Origin of the sequence: Bacteroides faecichinchillae JCM 17102, assembly GCF_000614145.1 — a bacterium.
Classification (GTDB): domain Bacteria; phylum Bacteroidota; class Bacteroidia; order Bacteroidales; family Bacteroidaceae; genus Bacteroides; species Bacteroides faecichinchillae.
Genome location: NZ_BAKK01000111.1, coordinates 1 through 1,740, shown reverse-complemented (window position 1 = coordinate 1,740; position 1,740 = coordinate 1). Strand labels below are relative to the sequence as shown.

The window sequence follows — 1,740 nt, the reverse complement described above, 5'->3', positions numbered from 1 at the left end:
CTCAATCGTCACATCGGGAACAGGATCATTCAGGTTGCCGGACTGCTGGCCCTCCACTACAAAGTAATAGACACCGGGAATTAATCCGAAAGCTTTATAAGCGCGAGAATTGTATTCCCACCTCTTACCGGTATCATCCAACAACATAACATTGGTCCAACAGCGGTCAGGACGAGTTATCTTAAACTTTACCGTCATTGAATTAGTCAACGTGATCCGGTAAGAAACTTCTTTGAAAATACTTTTTGATAGAAATAGATTAGCAATAATTAGACAATCTATATCAAAGTTAGGCAAGTTTTATATCTTAAAGAAGTATTACGAACATTGATACATTTCATTCACAAAATATCCTGATATAAATTATCCACAATTAGATAATCCATATCAGGATATTATACTTTAAGACGAATAAGTTATTCTTCAATTTTCAAATTCATTGCAGGAATAAATTCCCATCCTGTTAGTCCATTAGATTCAATAGAGTTTTTTAGGCGTTCACTTACATAAATATTTGCATCAAGTAAGCTGATAACAAAAAAATCCAATTTTGATCAAAACCTTTACTCATAACAATTTCACTACCCCATATACCCCAAGAAATACCTTTTTCGTGTTCTATAACACTTTTTTTATGCAAAAAGTCAGCCCTAGATTTGACAAAAAAAACTTCACTTTTTTCCCCATTAGCTATGTTGTATTCTTGAAATGAAGTTTTTTCGTAATTTACAAAATCTGAATAAGTAGAAATGAAATTGAAAAGATAATAATCGTATTTAACTTTCCCCTTATACAAAACAAGCGGATAAAACCTGTAAGAGCCCAAATGGTGTTGTTCTAAAATAGTTTTAGCTCTTTCGTTCATAATCCGTAGGCGATGACTAAAGCTACTACTTATAAAATCTGTTAATTTAGTACAACTTGATATCATAAAACCATCAAGATTAGGAATATAATCTGGAAAATCTTCCCTATATTTATATAAACTAAATAGCCCATTCGATGCTTCTGGATCATACCCTTGTGTAAACCTATGTACTTGTGGAAAATTACAACCAATAATCTTTTTATCTAAAGATTCGCTCATTATAAAATATCTCATATGACTATAAATTTAAAATTAAGCCTCTCCAAAATTAACTCTTTTTATAGGTTTAATAGTTTCAATTGGCTTGACTACTTTTAACTGATCAATAGGCAAAGACAGCCCCTTTATTTCCAAATCATTTATTTTTGTATTTGGATTGCTTTCTATGACGTTTTTAGTACCGGAAACAGTTTCTTTTATAAAAGAAGCGCTTTGCTCTGGTGAAGCATTAGGATTTTTTTCTTGAAATTTCTCTAACTTATTCCGTATTTGATTGGTATAATTAGGATGTTTTCCATGTTGTCCCTCACCAGTAGACTTATTGAATTTATCTACTGAAATTTTATTCTCTTTACCTTCAATCTTAAATCCTCCTTCTCTTGCTGATTTAACCACTTCATTCCCTTTAAGCGATCTCGGAATAATATGATGCTGCTCTTTTGGCAATAATCTAAGCACTTTATCTGTCGTACCCAACATGGTAATACGACTACCTGTAGTAAGAATAGGGTTAGCTCCTCCAAAAACGAAAGGGGGGATTTGAGTTGAGTTCCCATCAGGATCTATATATTTGACTGGACAATCGTTACAGTAAATAAATGGAGAATATTTATAGCATTTCTCACTCATCGGATCTACAGTTGTCCATCTTC

General features: G+C 32.6%; 3 protein-coding genes. All 3 read right to left on the bottom strand.

Features of this window, described 5'->3' with window-relative positions:
* On the bottom strand, positions 1-198 hold a 198-nt coding region (locus JCM17102_RS25375; RefSeq protein ID WP_033887258.1), incomplete at its 3' end, for a hypothetical protein.
* A 304-nt stretch (positions 199-502) separates the two neighbouring features.
* A complete protein-coding gene (locus tag JCM17102_RS20920; protein WP_025076559.1) occupies positions 503-1,087 on the bottom strand; it encodes a hypothetical protein in 585 nt (194 codons plus the stop codon).
* Between the two features lie 33 nt (positions 1,088-1,120).
* A partial coding sequence (locus JCM17102_RS25370; protein WP_033887255.1) for an AHH domain-containing protein occupies positions 1,121-1,740 on the bottom strand: 620 nt, incomplete at its 5' end.